Source organism: Ruegeria sp. HKCCD6426 (assembly GCF_057221115.1).
This window is the reverse complement of the sequence record NZ_JBWVBF010000003.1, coordinates 341112-360250: the sequence shown is the minus strand read 5'-3', so window position 1 is coordinate 360250 and position 19139 is coordinate 341112. Positions and strand designations below refer to the sequence as shown.

Here is a 19139-nt window from a genome sequence, read left to right as displayed (position 1 = left end):
CGACAACGCTGGCGCAAAGTGGAAAGCACTGGATCTGCTTCTGCTCCAAGCTCGTGCAACCGGGTACAGGAGGCCACAATGGGTGAGATGTCATTTTCTGGCGGCGTGTATCAATCGCTTCCGGCGCGTGCATATTGCGACAAGACCATTTTCGCCCACGAGCGCACCAGCATCTTTGGGCGTTCATGGCAGTTGGTCGGCCATGAAACCGATCTGCCGAATTTCGGTGACTTCGTTGTCGAGAATATCAACGGAGTTTCGATCATCGTGATCCGTGGGCAGGATGGTGTCATTCGCGCATTTTACAATGTCTGCGTTCATCGCGGTCACGAATTGCTGAAAGGCAAAGGGTGCACCAAAAAAATGACCTGCCCCTACCACGCGTGGACCTATGACACGACGGGCCAGCTGCGCGCTGCTCCGAACGCCGCGGCGTTTCCGGGGTTCGACAAAAGCCAGTACAAGCTCCGCCCAGTTCAGGTCGAGGTGTTTTTCGGGCTGGTTCTGGTCAATCTCGATCCGCGGGCCCGCGCCCTCTCCGATCTGGCCGAAGATGCGTTAAATGAAATTTCGGAATACGCGCCCAATCTACCTAGCTACCGGCGCGCGGACCGGACTGAGCGCCTGGCCAATGCGAACTGGAAAGTCGTCGCTGAAAATTTCAACGAATGCTATCACTGCGCAGTCGTGCACAAAACTCTGACGACCGGAGTAGTCGACCCGGATCAGTACCAAACACGTGGCTTTGATTACGGCATTCGTCACGCCAGCCCTGCCCGGCCGGATTCTCAGAAGTCTTACAGCTATGTCGCCGACCCCAAGGCGCGCACAGACAAGTTCTTGACCTGGTGGTTCTTCCCGCTGTTCGCGCTACAGGTCTATCCCGGTGGGATCGTGAATACCTATCGCTGGAAACCACTAAGCGTGAATACGACCAAGGTCGAGGTCGATTGGTGGCTACCGGAGGCCGAACCAAATGCCGTAGAGCAGGAGATCATCTTGCAGCATCGCAATACTACTTTTGCCGAAGACGGTCCGATTGTTGACTCAGTCCAGCGCGGGCTGGAAAGCGGTGCTTTGGGTAATGGTGCGGTGGTGGTGGACGATGCCTGTTCGTCTCAGTCGGAGCACCCGATCATGGCTTTCAACGCGCTGTATCAGAGGGCAATGGACAGCACTGCCCCCTGAATTGACTGCGTATCGCCTCACGCCGGAATCGACACTTCGATAGCCTTGGTCAGTTTTGAGACCAGTTCATCGATTTGTGCGTCTTCAATAATAAACGGCGGCGCAAGCAGGACATGGTCGCCATTCCTGCCATCGCGCGTTCCTGACATCGGGTAACAGATCAGACCTTCGGCAACAGCTGCCTTCTTGATCTTTCCCGCCACCCCGAGCGCGGGGTCAAACGGCGCACGCGAGTCCCGATCCGCCACCAGTTCCACCCCTCGGAACAAACCCCGCCCCCTAATGTCACCAATATTCGGATGCTGACCAAAGGCGTTTTCGAGAGCAGACTGAACTTTCTCACCCATAATTTGGGCTCGCGCAGGCAGTTCGCGCGATGTTAGTTCCCGTACGACGGCCAAGGCGGCGGCGGTCGCGACCGGGTGCCCGATATAGGTATGCCCATGCTGGAAAAAGCCGGAGCCATCCCGGATCGCATTGTAAATCTGCCCCGTGCACAGCATCGCGCCAATCGGTTGATAACCGGCGCCCAACCCCTTGGCAATACACAGAATATCCGGAACAACTCCGTCGTGATCACAGGCGAACAGATGCCCGGTGCGGCCCATTCCGCACATGACTTCGTCCAGTATCAACAGGACACCGTATTGGTCGCATATTTCGCGGATGCGCTTGAAATACCCCTCAACTGCGGGAACCGCACCCAAAGTGGCGCCCACGACCGGTTCGGCCATGAAGGCCATCACAGACTCGGGACCGAGGCGCAGAATTTCGGTCTCTAACTCATTGGCGACACGCTGACCGTAGTCATAGCTGCTCTCGTCACCGGTTTTTTCCGCATACTCGTAGCACGGTGCGATATGGGTCATTTCAATTAACATCGGGGCGAATTGCGCCCGCCGCCATGCATTACCACCTGCGGACAAAGCGCCCAGCGTATTGCCATGATAGCTTTGACGCCGGGCGATCACATGGCGTCGTTCGGGTTGGCCGATTTCCAGGTAGTATTGTCGCGCCAGCTTGATCGCCGCTTCGGTCGCCTCGGACCCGCCGGACACGAAGTAAACTCGATCCAGATCGCCCGGAGCCTGTTCGATCAGCAGATCAGCCAGCGCTTCGGCTGGTTCTGATGTCATGAAACCGGTATGAGCAAACGCGACTTGTTCGACCTGATCCTGTACCGCCTTGATCACTGTGGGGTTTGAATGGCCAAGACAAGACACTGCTGCGTCACCACAATCCAGATACCGTTTGCCCTGTGCATCAATCAGGTAACATCCGTCTCCTCCTGCCGCGACCGGAAGAACGGACTTGGTGTGACGCGGGAAAACATGGCTCATTTCATTATTCCTTCAAGAGATTCCGCCAAAACCGCAACCGAGGCGGCATTATCAGCCCAGAATGCCCCATCCGGGCCTGTCAGGCTGTTCTCAAAACCAACGCGGACATCTCCGCCGCGCATTGCGGCCGCAACAAGACACGCATGTTCCTGTGCGCCAAAAGCGCAGACCATCCAGGACGATGGGCTGGCAGGAAACGCATCCAAGTCCACGGGAGCCGATTGCTGATCCATCGCGTAGCGCCCAAGAACCAACAGACGATCTGTCTGATCTGTCCGCACGACGCCTTCGGCTTGCCACCGGATCAGCAAGTCTGCATCAGCCCTGTCATACAGAATGTGTTGCACCTGTGTTCCCTGCTCCTGGCACGTTGCATAGACCCGCGCAGCCATGTCAGGTTCACGAGCGATTTCGCGAACTGAAATTGAGGCCCAAGTCGGCTGAACACCTTGCAGACAGTCATATTGCGACTGAACGTCATAGATACCCGCTGACTCGGTTGTGATCTGAACATCCATCTGCGGCGCAGCCCGCTGCAACTCGGCAATGGTCTCACGATATTGCCCGGAATCCAGCGAATGCTGCCCAGAGCTGTCCCGGATATGCAAATGCACCCCGTCCGCTCCTGCGGCTTTGCAGGCCGTCGCGGTCTTTACGATTTCGTCAATCGTAACCGGAAGCGCTGCATGGTCCACATGCCCGCGTCGCGCCCCATTTGGCGCGACCATCACATAGGGGGCTCTTGCCCCGCTTTTCATGTCGTAAGACATAACACCACCTAAATTATTCGATACCGACCTATACTGTGAATCAATGTTTTCAATTTGAATTTTTAAAAACATTTGTTTTTATATGACCATGCAACGCTCACTTTCCCCTCTGACCAACCGACTCCGCCGCGACATTGAAGACTTGCCGCCGCAGATGCAGGTCGCCGCCAAATATGTCATTGATCATCCGGGCGACTTTGGCCTGAACCCGATCCGTGTGACGGCCGATAAGGTCGGTGTCAGTTCAAACGTTCTGGTTCGTCTTGCTCAGCGAATGGGGTATGATAGCTTCGAAGCTTTTCGGCGTCCCTTTCGCCAAACCCTCGTGACAGACCGCGAAGACCGGATGGGCCAGGAGTGGCTCGAACGGATGAGCGCCGGAGACGCGTTCAGCGCCGCTCAGGCTGGATTCGCGCAGAATGAATTGAACGTCGCGTCCCGTTCACTGCGCCTTATGGATCCGCGGTTGGCAGAACAGGCGATCGATCACATGACCTCGGCCCGACGTTGTTTTGTGACAGCCACACGCGCAAGTTATGCGCTGGCCTACTATTTCCGCTATGCCGGGCGCATGGCGCATCCCGGATTTCAATTGGTTCCCCGTCACATGGGCTCTGCCATTGACGATCTGATCGAAGGGGACTCAGGCGACTGCCTGTTCGCAATCACGGTCCACCCATACTCTGCGGACACGATCCAATCGATGCGTTTCGCCCGCGAGCGCGGCATGCGGATCGTCCTTCTGTCTGACAGTGAAGTAATAGCGCCCGGAGTTGAACCGGACGTCACATTGCCTGTCAGCACACGCGCCATGCACCAGTTCTCAAGCTTTTCCGGTGCAATGGTCGTTCTGGAATGCCTTTTGGGCCACCTCTATGCCTCGGGCGATGACATCGCCCGTGAGCGGGTCGAGCAATACCAGAAGGCGCGTGAGGATACAGGTGCCTACTGGCGTCCGGCGAATCTTCCGAAACTGCGGAAAAAATAGAAAAGGCCGCGACGTGTGGCGCGGCCTTTCAGTTCAATTCAATACATTAAGAACAGGCTTCAACCGCCCGCTTGGCCATCACTTTGACGAGGTGCGCGCGATATTCCTTGCTGCCATGAAGATCGGCGATCATATTCATCGGGTTGATCTTCAGGTTCATCAAGGCGTCCGGTCGGAACTCTTTGTTCAGTGCCTCTTCGGCCTCGGACCAGCGGAAGACCCCATCTTCGCTGGCGCCGGTCACGGCCACACGAACGCCGTCTGCAAACCGTGCCAGAAACACTCCAACCAGCGCGAAGCGCGACGCCGGTTGAAGGAACTTCTGATAGCTGGCCGTCTGCGGCACGGGAAAGTTGACCGAGGTGATGATCTCACCCTCGTCCAGAGCAGTTGTGAACATGCCCTGGAAAAACTCATCCGCCGCGATCCGACGTGTATTGGTGATGATTGTCGCGCCCGACCCCAAGGCACCTGCAGGATAGCACGCTGCGGGGTCGTTATTGGCGATTGAACCGCCAATTGTACCGCGATTGCGTACGGCAGGATCGCCGATCTGACCCGCCAGTGCCGCCAGCGCCGGATAGCTACTTGCAGCCTCGGTGGCCACGGTCGCATGTGTCGTCGCGCCGCCGATGGCGAGCGAGCCATCATCCTCGACGCAAACACCTTGCATCTCGGAAATCCCGCTCAGCGACACCAGAGCTGACGGAGCCGCCAACCGCTGTTTCAATGTTGGGATCAGGGTTTGCCCACCCCCCAACGCCTGCGCATCCTCGGCCCCCAACGCGGCAGCCGCGTCGGCGATGGTCGAGGGCTTTTCAAACTCGAAACTGTACATTTCGTTTTCCTTTCCGAAAGGCGCGGAACCGCCCTTCATCTGGCTGTAATTATCTCGGGGGTCCGAGGGCTGCCCCCCGGTCCACCCTCTCCATTCAGCTGTTCATCGCCGACCAAACGCGCGACGGGCTGACAGGCATGTCGATGTGATCGATCGCCTTTCCGCCCGAGTTCAGCGCATCCAGCACCGCGTTGACCACTGCCGGCGGCGAGCCGATTGCACCGGCCTCACCACAGCCCTTCACCCCCAGCGGGTTGTGGGTACAGGGCGTCTGGCTGGAATGATCCACACCGTAGAACGGCACGTCATCGGCACGCGGCATCGCGTAATCCATGAAGGACGCGCTCAGCAATTGGCCATTCTCGTCATAGGCACAGTTCTCAAGCAAAGCCTGACCGATACCCTGACCGATACCGCCATGCACCTGACCGTCCACAATCATCGGATTGACGATGTTGCCGAAGTCGTCCGCCGCGGTAAACGCTTCTATCGAGACCTTCCCGGTATCAGGATCGACTTCGACCTCACAGGCATAGGCACCTGCTGGGAAAGTGAAGTTGGCCGGGTCATAGAACGCGGTCTCCTCCAGCCCTGGCTCAATTTCCAGCGGGTAGTTGTGCGGCACATAGGCTGTCAACGTCACATCGCCCCAAGCCACTGACTTGTCAGTGCCTGCCACGCTGAATTGACCATCTTTCAGCTCGATATCGGCCTCGGATGCCTCCAGAAGATGAGCAGCGATCTTCTTGGCTTTGTCGATAATCTTCTCGGTCGCCTTGACCATCGCCGAGCCACAGACCGCAAGGCTGCGCGAACCGTAGGTGCCCATGCCGAACGGAATTTTCGAGGTATCGCCATGCACGATCTCGACCATCGACTCATCAATGCCAATCATGTCGGCCACAACCTGCGGAAACGCGGTCTCATGTCCCTGCCCGTGGCTGTGCGCACCGACCATGACACTAATCGAGCCGGTGGCGTTCACTCGGACCGTCGCTGCATCATAGAGACCCGCACGAGCCCCCAGCATGCCAACGATGTTCGACGGCGCGATGCCGCAGGCCTCGATATAGCAGTTGATGCCCAGCCCGCGTAACTTGCCGTTAGCCTCGCTTTTCGCTCGGCGTGCGGCAAAGCCCGCAAGATCGGCAGCGGCCTCAAGCTTATCCATCGTCCCGTTATAGTTACCCGTGTCGTAGGTCAGTGCGACCGGCGTGTCATAGGGGAACTGGGTGATGAAGTTCTGGCGTCTCAAAGCAATCGGATCAACGCCCAATTCGCGCGCGGCCTTGTCGACCACACGCTCCAATTGGAACGTTGCTTCGGGGCGACCTGCGCCGCGATAAGCGTCCACCGGAACTGTGTTCGTGAACATCGCTTTCACGTTCACCTGAATGACCGGCGTCTTGTAGTTACCCGCCATCAACGTACCGTGCAGCCATGTCGGAACCGAGCTGGAGAATGTCGACAGATACGCACCCAGATTGGCGTAAGTGTCTGTGCGCAGACCAATAAAGTTGTTGTCCGCATCCAGCGCCAGCTCGATCCTGCTGACATGGTCGCGGCCTTGCGCGTCCGACATGAACGCCTCGGACCGGCTGGCCGTCCACTTGACCGGACGGTTGCAGGCTTTGGCGGCGAATGTACAAAACGCCTCTTCCGCATAGTGGAAGATCTTGGTGCCAAAGCCACCACCCACATCCGGGGCAACAACGCGGACCTTGTGCTCGGGCAGGCCCAGAACAAAGGCGCACATCAGCAAGCGGATCACATGCGGGTTCTGCGAGGTGGTATAAAGCGTATACTCCTCGGTCCCACGGCTGTATTCGGCCACAGCAACGCGCGGTTCCATCGGGTTGGCAACCAAACGGTTGTTAACCAGATCCAGCGTGGTCACGTGAGCCGCATTGGCAAAGACCTCGTTGACCTTGGCGTCATCCGCTTCACCCAACTGCCAGTCATAGCAGATGTTGTTCTTCAGATCGTCATGAACCAGTGTGGCGCCGTCCTGTGCTGCGGCTTTCATGTCCAGCACGGGCGGCAGTTCTTCGATGTCCACCTCGATGGCCTCAGCGGCATCGCGCGCCTGTTCCAGACTGTCGGCCACTACGGCGGCAATCGGGTCGCCCACGTGGCGGACCTTGCCTTGTGCCAGAATGGGATGCGGCGGTTCTTGCATGGGTGCACCGTGCTTGTCGGTCACCTCCCAGCCGCAGGGCATGCCGCCCACGCCTTCGAAATCCTTACCGGTGAAAACCTTGACTACACCCGGCATACCCTCGGCCGCCGAGGTGTCCACGCTTTTGAGGCGACCATGCGCAACGTCGGACCTCAGGAAATGCACATATGCCTGGCCATGTACGTTAATATCGTCGGTGTAATTGCCCGCTCCGGTCAGAAAGCGCACGTCCTCACGCCGCTTGGAACTGGCTCCGATGCCACTGTCTTTGGGCATTGCTTGTTCTCCTCCCATAAACAGGTGCTATAGCGCACCCTTTTTCACCCACGGGCGTACTCACCACGCCCGCAGTGGCATTACTCCGCAGCGATGCTGCTGACGTCCTGACCAGATGCGGCCATGATCGCCTTAACGATGTTGTGATAGCCGGTGCAGCGGCACAGGTTACCCTCAAGATATTTGCGGATCTCGGCCTCGGTCGGGCGCGGATTGTCCTTGAGCAGTGCCGCCGCGCTCATCACCATTCCCGGTGTGCAGAAACCGCATTGCAACCCGTGATGATCCTGAAACGCCTGTTGGATGGCGTTCAGAGAGCCATCCCCATTCGCCTGACCTTCGATAGTACCCACATCGGCACCTTCAGCCTCGAGTGCCAGCATATTGCACGACTTTACGGCCTCACCGTTCACGTGCACCACGCATGCGCCGCACTGAGCAGTGTCACACCCGACATGCGTTCCGGTCAGCGACAGGTGATCGCGCAGAAAGCTGGACAGCAACGTCCGGCCTTCGACATCACCGCTCACGGACTTTCCGTTCACGGTCATTGAGACCTGTGTCATGAGATCCTCCCAATTTTATGTTTTTCTCTTGCGCCCGAGTTAAACACGGGAAATTTCGTTTGAGAACAAAAATATTTACCCGAATTTTCCGCAACTTCGCGCTGTAGCCATCTAATGATGTGGCATGGTGCCAAAAGGGCAAAAATGCCGTTACGTCACTTGTGCTTCGCCGCACGTGGTTGCGGTCTGGTTGGGATTTCTTTGAGCAATCCGCCGACACCCATAGCTGCGATGTCAGCGCTTGTCGTTTCCACTCCGCATGCCACGCGGGACAGAACCCAGTCAGCCCCATTTAATGCCGGCGAGCGCGCGCATCCGGGCAATCCAATAACAGGACGATCCTCCAAAGACCCCAGAAACAAAAGGTTACCGGGGTCGACAGGCATACCGAACCGGTCGACAACCCCGCCGGCCGCGCGTACCGCCCCCGGTGCCACATCGTTCCCGTCAGATGTGGCCGAACCGGTCAGGATCATTACGACCTCTCCACGTATTCTCGACACGGCAGCCGACAGCGCGTCCAATGTGTGCGGAACTGTATCCAGATCTATCAGTTCCATACCAAGCGACTCGACCCGGCCCCTGACGGCAGCGATACCTTTTTCGTTGGATGGGCCACCCGGTATGTCGGTCACGACCAGGCCTGCAGTTTTGTGCACTGGGGCAGCCAGACGAACGGCGCCTTGCGCCTGTCGAGCAGCGTGCAAAACGTCTGCCCCCGGTACTGCATACGAAATAACCTTAATCGTGGCCACCATTCCCCCGGCGCTCATCTGCTGATACTGCGGCACGGTAGCGACCGTGATCATTGGATTAACCAGGTTGAAACGCTGCAACGCCTCCGTATCCAGAACGGCTATACCCGGTCCGTCCGCCAGCAGATTGACGCGACCGGTGAACGCCTCGGTCGCGCGCAAATTCACCGTTTTCGGATGAGGGGCAAGCGCCTCTGCCAGCATTCTGGCAGCTTCGTCTTCGTGGCAATCTCCGGGTTCCAGCCGGGCCACCGTCACTTCTGATAGGCCCGCTTCTTCCAACAGCGCGAGATGATCGGCCGTCAGGATTAATCCCTTGCGTAATTTGCGTGTTCCGGCCTTGACCGAATGCGCCAGTATTGCGTCGGTGGCTTCGGACAAAGAAACGGGGCCGAACTTCACGCCTTACCCCGCAGAACAGCAGTCATCTGCGCCAGTATGGCCACAGCGATTTCGGACGGATCCGCCGCTCCAATATCCAAACCAACTGGGCCGTGTATCCGGGCAATCTGTTCAGCCGTGAACCCAGCTTGTGTCATGCGCTCGACCCGTTTGGCATGGGTTCGGGTCGAACCCAGAGCACCGATATAGAACACGTTGGCCTGCAAGGCCGCTTGCAGCGCCGGGTCGTCAAGTTTCGGGTCATGGGTCAGTAAAACCAGCGCTGTACGGGCATCCAGACCCAGCTTGGCAACCGCTTCGTCCGGCCAATCGGTCAGGACTTTTTCACTGGGAAATCGGTCGCTTGAGGCAAAAGCCTCACGTGGATCGACAATCGCCAGATCATATCCTGCGATCCGCGCCATGGGAACAAGGGCCTGCGCGATATGAACGGCGCCTACAACGATCAAACGCAGCGGTGGATTGTGTACTGCGACAAAAGTCTGACCGCCCGGTTCGAACCCGGATCGGTCCATCCGCAAACGCTCGGCATAGGCGTTGCGCCGCAGGGCGCGGTGACCCGTCTCGACGTTGACTTCATAGGCAAGCGGTTCGCGCCGTGCGCGCGCCGCAACCAATTCGGCGAGCGTCGCTTCGGGCAGCACGGACCCGACGGGTTCGACCAGAACCCGGATAGTACCACCACAGGCCAGGCCAACAGCAAAAGCGTCCTCGTCGCTGACACCAAACTCCAGAAGACGGGCGTCGCCCTCTTCGATGGCTTCCAGAGCTTCAACAATCACTGCACCTTCGACGCAACCACCGGATACGGAGCCTTCTATCCGCCCATCTCCACTGATCACCAGTTGCGATCCAACGCGACGCGGGGCGCTGCCCCAAGTCTCGACAACCGTCGCAAGTGCCGCGCCTTTGCCAGCTTGGTACCAGTTCAATGCGGTTTCCGGGCTATTGTCGAATCGTTCCATAAAGACCTCCGGCCTGTTCCCGCCCCAACATAAGGAGCTTTGGCGCAATGAAAAGCGGGTTGAGTATTCACTTTCCGGCGCTAACAAGCCGAATTCGCGGTCATATTCGCAAATTGTTGATTGTTCCGCCTTCAAGTTCTAGCGTGCAGCTCCATCGGGACTTTGACCTGATTCACCCCTGCACATTTCTTACGGGAGACAAAGAGTTGAAACGCATTCTTACACTGGGAGCAGTGGTAGGTCTGATGACCGCTACCGCTGGCTGGGCCGACACGTTTTTAAAGTATGGTGAGGTTGAAGGCTGGAAAGTCTTTATTGATCAGGACAAGAAATCTTGTCTGATCGAAGCCGTCGATGACGCTGAAAACGTGGTCCAGATGGGCCTGACGGAAGATCGCGGCGTCGGTTACGTGGGTGTCTTCACAAAGGCCAAAACTGATATCAAGCGCGGGGAAAAGGAAGCCGTCGCTGTTCTTATTGGCGACAATATCTACTTGGGTGAAGCCACGGGAATGAAAGGTAATATCACAAAGGGATATTCGGGCGGCTATGTTTTGTCAGACGATCCGCAGTTCGCCGATGACCTTGCCAAGCAGAAGGAAATGATCGTATTCCCTGAGAAAGAATTCGCCTTTTCCGTCGATTTGACAGGTACTTACAAGGCCATGGAAATGGCGCGGAAGTGCAACGAAGAACAGTTGTCCTGACTGCTATTCGGAAAGCGCTGCCATCAGCCGCGCTTTCTGTCCCTGGTCGTCGGGTCGAGAGATCACGGCGGCCAGATCTTCAAGCGAAGCAATTGAATGTCCGGCGCGGAAGCTGTCTACATGAGGCAGCATGGTTGCCACGCCCCGCGCTTTTGGCGCGAAACCATCCCAGCGCAGCAGTGGATTCAACCAGATCAGGCGCCGCGACGACAGGTGCAAGCGTTCGATCTCTTTCTGCAACAGATCAGGATCGCCACGCTCGAGACCGTCGGTGATCAGCAGAACCACCGCACCCTGCCCCATGACGCGCCGCGACCAGTCCCGATTGAACTGATGCAGGCATTCTCCGATCCGTGTTCCACCTTCCCAGTCCTGCGCCTCCGCTCCAGCAGCGGCTAACGCGGCGTCCACATCCCGCTGATGCAGGTGCCGGGTGATATTGGTCAGACGGGTGCCGAAGGTGAAAGCGTGCACTTTGGCCCACCCCGCTCCTTTGGCGTTCGAGACGGTGTGCAGAAAGTGCAGGATGACCCGGCTGTATTGACTCATCGAACCGGAAATATCGCAAAGCACCACCAGATTTGGCCAGCGCGGTTTGGGTTTTAAGCGGGCGATGTCACGCAGCTCTCCCCCCTGACGCATGGCCGACCTAAGCGTGCGGGCGCGGTCAATGCGCTGGCCCAGATGGCTGGCCTGTCCGCGGCGTGACTCGATGGGTTTGACCGGCAGGGTCAAACGCGCGAGCAGGCGCTTGGCTTGAGCAATCTCAGACGTACTCATCTGTTCGAAGTCAAGGCTGCGCAGGCGTTCCTCAGAAGACGCAGTTTGGGTCGCGTCGATCTCAATCTCGCTTTCCTCTTCCTGCTCAGCGGTGTCCGGCAGATCACGTTCCACCCCGTCCAGCAACGCTTCCGCCGCTCGCTTTTCCGCCGCATCCGCCTTGCGTTCTTCCTGCACACCACGAATAGCGGGCAGCATCATGGACATCATGTGCTCCAGATAGCGCGGATCGCGCCAATAGAGGCGGAAGACCTGCGCGAATACGGTACGATGCTCTGGGCGGCTCACGAAACAGGCATGCAGCGTCCAGTAGAAGTCCCGTTTTTCGGTGAAACCCGCAGCCTGTACCGCCCGGATAGCGTCAACGACGCGACCTGTGCCAATCGGCAGGCCAGCTTTGCGTAGCGCACGCGCGAAATGAGTGATGTTCTGCGCGAGTTTAGGAGTGTCTGGGACATCCAGCGGGAGTTGTTCGGCCATTACCTTTCATGGAGGCGCCGCCCCCAGTCCCCCATTGAAATTGCGCAAAAATAAAGCATCACGCGGGCTCTAAATCAGCTTTGGCCTGGTCAAGGATGCGTTTGGCCTCGGACCCCTGCAGCTTCTGAATGTCGTCCTGATATTTGAGGATCGCGCCCAGAGTATCGCCGATCACTTCGGGGCTGAGGTTGATCACATCCAGAGCCAGCAGGCATTTGGCCCAGTCGATGGTTTCAGCAACGCCTGGCTTCTTGAACAGATCCTCGGTGCGCAAGCGTTGGACAAAGGCCACAACTTCACGGCTTAGCGCCTCGGCTGCTTCCGGAGCACGGGCGTGCAGAATTTCAATTTCGCGATCGAAATCGGGGTAATCGACCCAATGATACAGGCAGCGACGTTTCAGGGCATCGTGGACCTCACGCGTTCTGTTCGAAGTGACAATCACGATGGGCGGTTCTGGTGCTTTGACAGTTCCAAGCTCGGGGATGGTCACCTGAAAATCGCTAAGTGCTTCCAGTAAAAAAGCTTCAAAGGGTTCGTCGGTACGGTCCAATTCGTCGATCAGCAGAACGGGTGCGCCATTCTCGTCGGGGCGCATGGCTTGCAGCAAAGGGCGCTCAACCAGGTATTCGTCCGAAAACAGCTCGGTCTGTAGCGCGCCACGGTCCGCTCCGCCAGATGCTTCGGCGGTACGGATAGCCACCATTTGCGCGGGAAAATTCCATTCATACACAGCCGAAGACGCATCAAGACCTTCGTAGCATTGCAGGCGGATCAGGCGCCGCCCCAACCCTGAGGCCAAGGCCTTGGCGATCTCGGTCTTGCCCACGCCAGCCTCACCTTCCAAAAATAGCGGCCGCCCGAGTTTCAGAGACAGAAACACAACCGTGGCCAGCGCCCTGCCACAGACATAACCCTGGCCCCCAAGCATTTGCTGTACGGCATCAATAGAATTCGGCTGCGTCATGGGATCCCCTTATTGTTCGGCCCAACAGGTCACGACAACGCCATTACGTCAAGACCATGGTCTTTCCGGGACTTACGACGATCCGGCACGGTGGCAAGAGCATCGGACCTATTGAAGGCCTTTCGCCACCGGGGCGGCTGTGCTAGCGGGAGGGCATGACCGATACCCTTACGATCCGCCGCCCCGACGACTGGCATCTGCACCTGCGCGATGGCGCCATGCTGCAGGCCGTCCTGCCCGAAACCGCACGTCACTTTGGCCGTGCGATCATCATGCCGAACCTTGTTCCGCCTGTTGTCACCGGCGATCAGGCCGCCGCATACCGCGACCGAATTCTGGCCGCACTGCCCGACGACATGACGTTCGAACCGCTGATGACGCTGTACCTGACCGAGGACACCGATCCTGCCGATATGGCTGCAGCCCATGCCAGTGGCCTGATCAAAGCGGTCAAACTGTACCCTGCCGGGGCAACGACCAACTCGGCCTCGGGTGTGCGCGATTTCGAAAAGGTCCGACCGGTTTTGGAAAAAATGGCCGAGATCGGCCTGCCGCTGTGTGTGCACGGAGAGGTTACGGATGCCGAGATCGACATATTCGATCGCGAGGCCGTGTTTATCGACCGCATTCTGGACCCAATCCGTAAAGCAACGCCGGGCCTGCGGGTTGTAATGGAACATATCACCACGTCGAACGGCGTGGATTACGTCAAGGCCAACGCGGCGGACCTGGGCGCGACGATCACAGCACACCACCTGATCATCAACCGCAACCATATTCTGGTGGGCGGAATCAAACCTCATTATTACTGTCTGCCTGTCGCCAAACGCGAGGAGCACCGCATGGCTCTGCTGGCAGCTGCGACTTCGGGGGATGCACGATATTTCCTGGGCACTGACAGCGCACCACACACGGATGCGAACAAAGAAATGGCTTGCGGCTGTGCGGGGTGTTTCACCGCGACAAACACCATGTCGCTGCTGGCCGAGATGTTCGACCGGGAAGGCGCGCTGGACAAACTGGAAGGCTTTGCTTCCCGCAATGGCCCGGGCTTCTACGGCCTGCCCGTCAACGAAGAGACAATCACTTTGGCCAAAGGCGAACCGGTGGCCTATCCGGCCAAGATCGACTCGGGCGACGGACCCGTCACTGTGTTTGATCCGGGCTTTCCGCTGCACTGGCGCGTGGTCTAATCACCCATCCCATCCGACAGCTCTGCTGCGCGCCCGCCGGTGCGCAGCATCGACCAGATTGCGTCTGCCTCATCGCCGCCGATCAATTTCGATGCCTTTTCCCTCACGCGATCTTCGCGATCGGCCAGAGACATTGGTGTCAGCAGGTCATGCGTGGCTTCGCGCCGCGCCCCATCCCTGCGCAGCAAGAACAATTGCGCCTGCGTTTCGGACAGGCCTTCATCCTCTTCTACTGTGATCCTGTCTCGCAATGACTGCAGGCGCGGATCTGCGCAAACATCATCCGAAAAGCTGTCCGGCAGAGCTGTATCGTACCCCAATGCCTGCATCGCGATTACAGTACGATAGGAGAATTTCGCCCCCAAACCCGTGACCGGAGTCAACTGATTGCACACACTCATCCAGCGCGGATGTGTCTTGATTTTGATTTCGGCGACTTCAGGCTCAGCGATATCCAGGTCCCGCGCTGCCTCAAGTGCTGCGTGCAAGCCGTGACAGCAGGCGTGGAACTTGTGGCTGACGGTTTCGAACAACCATTCATCGCCCAGACCCTCAAGTGCGCTAACGGTATCTTCGGCGCCCAGATGGGTGGCACCAAACCCATTAGGGCCTTCGATGGCGGCTGCATTCGGATCAAATCCATTGCGGATCAATAATGCCGCCTCGATGCCATTTGAGGCAGCATGCCCGGCATTATAGGGTTTACCCATGGTACCGAACTGCGCCTTTTGCCCAGACGCGAGCGTCGCTGTCAGCCCCAGAACCCGCCGCATCTGTTCGACGTCAAAACTCATGATACGCGCAGTCGCTGCCGCCGCACCAAAAGCCCCGGCTGTCGCCGTTTGGTGAAATCCGGCCTGATAATGCCCGCGCCCCAACCAGAGACCTATGCGTATCGACAACTCCATACCGATCAGAGCAGCTTCAAGCAGTTCGACGATCGGTTTGTCTTCCCACGATGCCATTGCCAGCGCGGCCGGGAGCACGGCGACAGAAGGATGTCCGATATGTGCAAAATGCGTGTCGTCGTAATCCAGCGCATGCGAAATAGTGCCGTTGACCAATGCCGCCGCACGCAGCGGCGCGGTGCCCCCTCCGAACAACTGCGCCTGCGGTGTGCCGCCTTCGGCCAGAACCATGTCACGTATGATGCGCGAAACTGGTTCTTGTGCCCCCGCCCGTCCGACAGCCAGCCAGTCCAATGCAGACAGGGAAGTGACGATCCGCGCCTGCAATGTGGTCGAGACGGGCCCGGCGGCGAATTCAGCGAGTGTCGTAGTCAGGTCTGCCATGGGCCGCAGTCTAGCGCGCGCGCCGTGGCCGTAAACCCTTAGCCGTACAGCGCCGCTGCGCGCTGTTCAAAGGCGCGTACGATACGGTGCATGGCCTCGTTGAACACAACGCCGATGATGCCCTGCAAAACAGCGTTCTTGAATTCGAAATCTACGTGGAAAGACACGTTGCAGCCGTGTTCCGTATCTTCGAATTGCCAATCTGAGCGCATGAATTTGAACGGGCCATCAAGATACTCAGTATCGATTTTCTTTTGCGCGTCAAACAGCGTCACGCGGCTGCCGAACCGCTCACGGAAGACCTTGAACGAAATGACCAGATCGGCTTCAAGTACCTGCCCATCGCCGACGGCATAAGTTCGTCGAATACGCGACGCAGCACACCAAGGCAGAAATTCCGGATATTTGGCCACGTCGGCAACCAGATCATACATCTGCTGGGCGGTGTATGGCAGGGCGCGTGTTTCGGAATGGGTTGGCATGGCTTCCGGGTATTTACAGGTGACAATGGCGCGTCATGTCGTATGTTGCGCGCCAAAGATCAAGGGGGCAGTGATGAGTGACCGCGCATATGTGATAGATGAGATGATCTCGGCCAAGGCTATTGCCGCGCGGATCGAAGAACTTTGCCGCGAAATCACCTCGGAATTCGGCAGTACGGACAAGTTGATCGTTGTTGGTCTGCTGCGGGGCAGTTTCGTGTTCATTGCCGATCTGGTGCGCGAACTGGACTTGCCGATCGAAGTCGATTTCCTCGAGGCTTCCTCGTACGGAGACTCGATGGAAAGCAGCCGGGAAGTCCGCATTCTCAAAGACTTGCGCGGCGCAATTGAAGGGCGCGATGTACTGGTAGTCGAGGACATCGTCGATACCGGCCATACATTGAACCACGTCACCAAGTTGCTGCAAAGCCGTACGCCCAAACGATTGAAATCCATCGCCCTGCTGGACAAACCCAGCCGCCGCGAGGTTGATTTCCGCTCGGACTGGATCGGATTTGAAATCCCGGACGAGTTCGTCGTGGGCTATGGCATCGATTATGCACAGCGCAACCGTAACCTGCCTTTCATCGGCAAAGTGCGGTTTGTCGAAGACTAACGCCAGTGAGCCTGCGTCATTTTTTGCGCATGTCGAAATGGGCCCGCAACCCGCCATCCGAGCGTCGGGTCAAGCTGGTCATAACGGTGATTCTGATTTGCCTGCTGGTTTTCGGGATCGAGTATATGGGTTGGTGGCCGGATTGGGCGGGAAGCCGACCGGGGAAGCTCAGGCCCTGATGCCCAGCACGTCGTCAATTGCCGCCAGAAAAATACCGCTGCCGATCGGGATCAGCGCGTCCGGAAAGTCGTAATCCGGATTGTGCAACTGCGGATGATTCAGACCTGCCCCCAACCAGAGCATTGCGGATTTGGCACTTTTTCCAAATTGGCCGAAATCCTCAGAAAACCGTTGTGGATGAGATGCTGGCCGGATCGGTACTTTTTGCGCCTTACACGCATCAGAAAGGATCTTAGCGGCCTCGGCCTCGTTAACACAGGCTTCAAAGACATCGTCATATGTGATGGTTACGGCCAGTCCTTCGTCCGCGGCGACCTGATTTACCAAAGCCTCGGCCGCATCGACCAGATCAAACATGCGCCTGTCCGAGACCGTGCGCAGGGTCACCCACAGTTCAGCCTGCCCCGGAGCCACCCCGAATGTAGCGGCTCCCAAACTGGCGTGAGTCACAGTGGTAAGGGCAAAGGCCTCATCCAACGCTCCACCCGGACCCAACCCGGACAAAGCCGGCATAAGTGTCGCCAACGCACCAGCCGGTGAAATCCCGTCCTGCGGCGCCGCAGCATGGGACGTTTTTCCCGTAAGCTCGATCCGCATTCCGCGTGAGGCACAGTTTGCAGGACCTTCGCACAACTCAACCGCGCCCAATTCCAACCCCGGCAGGTTGTGCAGGGAAAATACGTAATCCGGGGCGATCTGAGCGAATTGCGGGTCAGAGCGGAAAGCTGCGGCACCCTGCCCGATTTCTTCGGCAGGCTGGAAGATCAGAACAACACGACCGCTTTTGGATCGTGCTTCTCCAAGTTTGAAAGCTACGCCCAGGACTATGGCCATATGCCCGTCGTGGCCACATAGATGCCCCTTACCGGGATAGCGCGAGGCGTAGGGCGCATCAGAGATTTCCTGAATTGGCAGCCCGTCCAATTCGCATCGAATGGCCACGGTCGGGCCCGCCCGACCGCTGTCATAGATGGCTGCGACTCCGTGGCCGCCAATGCCGGTCAGAACCTTATCTGGGGAACAGGTCTGTACCAGATTGGCGATACTTGCGGCCGTGCCTCTCTCATCGCCGGACACTTCGGGTACTTCATGCAACTCGTGACGTATCTCCGTCAGCCAGTTCTGAAGCTCGTGTCTCACCCTTGGCTCAGCTTTTTTTGCCGGGCATCGCGCAATTGTGCGAAATCATCTCCGGCATGGTACGAAGACCGGGTCAACGGTGTTGCCGATACCATCAGGAAACCTTTGCCGAACGCGGCCTTTTCGTAGGCGGCAAATTCCTCGGGCGTGACAAAACGGTCTACATGATGGTGCTTAGGTGTCGGCTGCAAGTACTGACCGATCGTCAAAAAATCGATGTCGGCGGCCCGCATATCATCCATGACCTGCCGTACCTGCTGCTCCTCCTCGCCCAGCCCGACCATGATGCCGGATTTGGTGAACATCGAGGGGTCCATCTCTTTGACGCGCTGCAACAGACGCAGCGAATGGAAATAGCGCGCTCCGGGGCGAACCTGCGGATACAGACCCGGCACCGTTTCGAGGTTGTGGTTGAACACGTCAGGTTTTGCCTCAACCACGGTTTCGAGAACGGATGGATCACATTTCAGGAAATCAGGCGTCAGAATCTCGATAGTCGTTTTAGGAGACCGGTGACGCACGGCCCGGATGGTTTGGGCAAAATGCTCGGCGCCGCCATCCTCAAGATCGTCGCGATCAACCGAGGTAATCACCACGTGGTTCAGATCCAGCTTTTCGACCGCATGGGCAACCCGGCCGGGTTCAAAGGCATCCAGTTCATCAGGGCGACCCGTCGCAATGTTGCAGAAAGTGCAGCCACGGGTACAGATTTCACCCATAATCATCATGGTCGCATGGCCCTGGCTCCAGCATTCGCCGACGTTCGGGCAACCAGCCTCTTCGCAGACCGTGACCAGGCCGTTATCGCGCATGATCTTGTGAGTATCGGCGTAACCTTTGCCTCCGGGCGCTTTGACGCGGATCCATTTCGGCTTCTTCGGCTGCGAATTGTCAGGCCGGTGGGCCTTTTCAGGATGACGTTGCTCGGGAATTTTCAGATCACGCACGGGCGGTTTTCCTGGCTTTTGGTCGATTTGGACTGTCCCTAACATAGACTGCAAGCCATCTCCAGACCAGCACTGCATGGCCGCTATG

The 19139-nt window shown here is 57.9% G+C and carries 18 protein-coding genes; 5 read left to right on the top strand and 13 right to left on the bottom strand.

From position 1 onward, the window contains the following. The first annotated feature begins 78 nt into the window (after positions 1 to 78). Positions 79 to 1188: an aromatic ring-hydroxylating oxygenase subunit alpha gene (locus AC2TDA_RS10565; protein WP_480845709.1), complete on the top strand. Its 1110-nt coding sequence runs from the start codon at positions 79 to 81 to the stop codon at positions 1186 to 1188. A 17-nt stretch (positions 1189 to 1205) separates the two neighbouring features. Here the strand turns inward: AC2TDA_RS10565 and AC2TDA_RS10560 are convergent, their stop codons facing one another. Both AC2TDA_RS10560 and AC2TDA_RS10555 read right to left on the bottom strand, forming a co-directional pair. Continuing rightward, positions 1206 to 2528: an aspartate aminotransferase family protein gene (locus AC2TDA_RS10560; protein ID WP_480879225.1), complete on the bottom strand. Its 1323-nt coding sequence runs from the start codon at positions 2526 to 2528 to the stop codon at positions 1206 to 1208. Further along, entirely contained in the window at positions 2525 to 3298 is a 774-nt protein-coding gene (locus tag AC2TDA_RS10555) for a beta-keto acid cleavage family enzyme (RefSeq protein ID WP_480845711.1), read from the bottom strand. The genes AC2TDA_RS10560 and AC2TDA_RS10555 overlap by 4 nt, the downstream gene beginning before the upstream one ends. A gap of 88 nt (positions 3299 to 3386) precedes the next feature. On the opposite strand from AC2TDA_RS10555, the gene AC2TDA_RS10550 reads away from it, so the two are divergent. Next, entirely contained in the window at positions 3387 to 4286 is a 900-nt protein-coding gene (locus AC2TDA_RS10550) for a MurR/RpiR family transcriptional regulator (RefSeq protein WP_480879224.1), read from the top strand. A 46-nt stretch (positions 4287 to 4332) separates the two neighbouring features. Here the strand turns inward: AC2TDA_RS10550 and AC2TDA_RS10545 are convergent, their stop codons facing one another. The 5 genes from AC2TDA_RS10545 to AC2TDA_RS10525 all read right to left on the bottom strand — a co-directional run bounded on the left by AC2TDA_RS10545 (position 4333) and on the right by AC2TDA_RS10525 (position 10267). Then, positions 4333 to 5124 carry an FAD binding domain-containing protein gene (locus AC2TDA_RS10545; RefSeq protein WP_480879223.1) on the bottom strand — a complete coding sequence of 264 codons (792 nt, stop codon included), beginning with the start codon at positions 5122 to 5124 and terminating at the stop codon, positions 4333 to 4335. Between the two features lie 94 nt (positions 5125 to 5218). Further along, complete coding sequence (locus tag AC2TDA_RS10540) at positions 5219 to 7579, bottom strand: xanthine dehydrogenase family protein molybdopterin-binding subunit (RefSeq protein ID WP_480879222.1); 2361 nt, start codon at positions 7577 to 7579, stop codon at positions 5219 to 5221. 80 nt (positions 7580 to 7659) lie between these two features. Further along, entirely contained in the window at positions 7660 to 8145 is a 486-nt protein-coding gene (locus AC2TDA_RS10535) for a (2Fe-2S)-binding protein (RefSeq protein WP_480845717.1), read from the bottom strand. A 155-nt stretch (positions 8146 to 8300) separates the two neighbouring features. Continuing rightward, positions 8301 to 9302, bottom strand: coding sequence for a molybdopterin-binding protein (locus tag AC2TDA_RS10530; protein ID WP_480879220.1), 1002 nt, complete (start codon positions 9300 to 9302; stop codon positions 8301 to 8303). Then, positions 9299 to 10267 (bottom strand): XdhC family protein, encoded by a 969-nt coding sequence (locus AC2TDA_RS10525; RefSeq protein ID WP_480879219.1) that lies wholly within the window; start codon positions 10265 to 10267, stop codon positions 9299 to 9301. The genes AC2TDA_RS10530 and AC2TDA_RS10525 overlap by 4 nt, the downstream gene beginning before the upstream one ends. Positions 10268 to 10473: 206 nt before the next feature. Between AC2TDA_RS10525 and AC2TDA_RS10520 the strand changes: the two genes are divergently transcribed. Continuing rightward, positions 10474 to 10974: a hypothetical protein gene (locus tag AC2TDA_RS10520; protein WP_480879218.1), complete on the top strand. Its 501-nt coding sequence runs from the start codon at positions 10474 to 10476 to the stop codon at positions 10972 to 10974. Positions 10975 to 10977: 3 nt separating this feature from the next. On the opposite strand, the gene AC2TDA_RS10515 is transcribed toward AC2TDA_RS10520, so the two are convergent. Then, positions 10978 to 12234: a vWA domain-containing protein gene (locus tag AC2TDA_RS10515; RefSeq protein WP_480879217.1), complete on the bottom strand. Its 1257-nt coding sequence runs from the start codon at positions 12232 to 12234 to the stop codon at positions 10978 to 10980. Positions 12235 to 12292: 58 nt separating this feature from the next. Continuing rightward, positions 12293 to 13201, bottom strand: coding sequence for an AAA family ATPase (locus AC2TDA_RS10510; protein ID WP_480879216.1), 909 nt, complete (start codon positions 13199 to 13201; stop codon positions 12293 to 12295). A gap of 155 nt (positions 13202 to 13356) precedes the next feature. Between AC2TDA_RS10510 and pyrC the strand changes: the two genes are divergently transcribed. Further along, positions 13357 to 14394 carry a dihydroorotase gene (pyrC, locus tag AC2TDA_RS10505; protein ID WP_480879215.1) on the top strand — a complete coding sequence of 346 codons (1038 nt, stop codon included), beginning with the start codon at positions 13357 to 13359 and terminating at the stop codon, positions 14392 to 14394. Here pyrC and AC2TDA_RS10500 read toward each other — a convergent pair. Both AC2TDA_RS10500 and AC2TDA_RS10495 read right to left on the bottom strand, forming a co-directional pair. After that, entirely contained in the window at positions 14391 to 15686 is a 1296-nt protein-coding gene (locus AC2TDA_RS10500; protein WP_480879214.1) for an MmgE/PrpD family protein, read from the bottom strand. The two genes, pyrC and AC2TDA_RS10500, sit on opposite strands and share 4 nt — an antisense overlap. A gap of 38 nt (positions 15687 to 15724) precedes the next feature. Continuing rightward, a complete protein-coding gene (locus tag AC2TDA_RS10495; protein WP_480845727.1) occupies positions 15725 to 16168 on the bottom strand; it encodes a type II toxin-antitoxin system RatA family toxin in 444 nt (147 codons plus the stop codon). Between the two features lie 73 nt (positions 16169 to 16241). Between AC2TDA_RS10495 and hpt the strand changes: the two genes are divergently transcribed. After that, entirely contained in the window at positions 16242 to 16784 is a 543-nt protein-coding gene (hpt, locus tag AC2TDA_RS10490; protein ID WP_480845728.1) for a hypoxanthine phosphoribosyltransferase, read from the top strand. Between the two features lie 168 nt (positions 16785 to 16952). On the opposite strand, the gene AC2TDA_RS10485 is transcribed toward hpt, so the two are convergent. Beyond that, positions 16953 to 18104, bottom strand: a complete 1152-nt coding sequence (locus tag AC2TDA_RS10485; protein WP_480879213.1) for an amidohydrolase — start codon at positions 18102 to 18104, stop codon at positions 16953 to 16955. Next, on the bottom strand, positions 18101 to 19051 hold the full coding sequence (gene lipA / locus AC2TDA_RS10480) for a lipoyl synthase (RefSeq protein ID WP_480879212.1): 951 nt from the start codon (positions 19049 to 19051) through the stop codon (positions 18101 to 18103). The genes AC2TDA_RS10485 and lipA overlap by 4 nt, the downstream gene beginning before the upstream one ends. Positions 19052 to 19139: the final 88 nt, after the last annotated feature.

What these genes read in the sequence shown, in the direction of transcription:
- AC2TDA_RS10565 (WP_480845709.1), top strand. Translation starts at nt 79, where the DNA reads ATGGGTGAGATGTCATTTTCTGGCGGCGTGTATCAATCGCTTCCGGCG.
- AC2TDA_RS10560 (WP_480879225.1), bottom strand. Translation starts at nt 2,528, where the DNA reads ATGAGCCATGTTTTCCCGCGTCACACCAAGTCCGTTCTTCCGGTCGCG.
- AC2TDA_RS10555 (WP_480845711.1), bottom strand. Translation starts at nt 3,298, where the DNA reads ATGTCTTACGACATGAAAAGCGGGGCAAGAGCCCCCTATGTGATGGTC.
- AC2TDA_RS10550 (WP_480879224.1), top strand. Translation starts at nt 3,387, where the DNA reads ATGCAACGCTCACTTTCCCCTCTGACCAACCGACTCCGCCGCGACATT.
- AC2TDA_RS10545 (WP_480879223.1), bottom strand. Translation starts at nt 5,124, where the DNA reads ATGTACAGTTTCGAGTTTGAAAAGCCCTCGACCATCGCCGACGCGGCT.
- AC2TDA_RS10540 (WP_480879222.1), bottom strand. Translation starts at nt 7,579, where the DNA reads ATGCCCAAAGACAGTGGCATCGGAGCCAGTTCCAAGCGGCGTGAGGAC.
- AC2TDA_RS10535 (WP_480845717.1), bottom strand. Translation starts at nt 8,145, where the DNA reads ATGACACAGGTCTCAATGACCGTGAACGGAAAGTCCGTGAGCGGTGAT.
- AC2TDA_RS10525 (WP_480879219.1), bottom strand. Translation starts at nt 10,267, where the DNA reads ATGGAACGATTCGACAATAGCCCGGAAACCGCATTGAACTGGTACCAA.
- AC2TDA_RS10515 (WP_480879217.1), bottom strand. Translation starts at nt 12,234, where the DNA reads ATGGCCGAACAACTCCCGCTGGATGTCCCAGACACTCCTAAACTCGCG.
- AC2TDA_RS10510 (WP_480879216.1), bottom strand. Translation starts at nt 13,201, where the DNA reads ATGACGCAGCCGAATTCTATTGATGCCGTACAGCAAATGCTTGGGGGC.
- pyrC (WP_480879215.1), top strand. Translation starts at nt 13,357, where the DNA reads ATGACCGATACCCTTACGATCCGCCGCCCCGACGACTGGCATCTGCAC.
- AC2TDA_RS10500 (WP_480879214.1), bottom strand. Translation starts at nt 15,686, where the DNA reads ATGGCAGACCTGACTACGACACTCGCTGAATTCGCCGCCGGGCCCGTC.
- AC2TDA_RS10495 (WP_480845727.1), bottom strand. Translation starts at nt 16,168, where the DNA reads ATGCCAACCCATTCCGAAACACGCGCCCTGCCATACACCGCCCAGCAG.
- hpt (WP_480845728.1), top strand. Translation starts at nt 16,242, where the DNA reads ATGAGTGACCGCGCATATGTGATAGATGAGATGATCTCGGCCAAGGCT.